1 pseudogene is annotated in these 223 nt (G+C 57.4%); it reads right to left on the minus strand.

Going from position 1 to position 223, the window contains the following annotated elements:
* Window positions 1-184 (minus strand): annotated as a pseudogene (locus VSR34_RS39415) (IS6 family transposase); the annotation flags it as partial.
* Window positions 185-223: the final 39 nt, after the last annotated feature.

Raw genomic sequence — 223 nt, forward strand, 5'->3', positions numbered from 1 at the left:
ATCTGGCGCCGAACTTGTCGCACCAGCAACGGATCGTCTCATACGTGACCACAACACCACGCTCGAGCAGCAACTCCTCGACGTCGCGCAGGCTCAGGCTGAACCGGAAATACCAGCGAACCGCGCAACTGATGACGACGGCAGGGAAGCGGTGGCCGTGATAAAGCGGTTTTGTCTTCTTCATTACGTCATTCTACCGCCCCCTCTCCATCAACCTGACAGA

The sequence above is a fragment of the Paraburkholderia sp. JHI2823 genome, assembly GCF_038900695.1.
Lineage (GTDB): Bacteria > Pseudomonadota > Gammaproteobacteria > Burkholderiales > Burkholderiaceae > Paraburkholderia > Paraburkholderia mimosarum.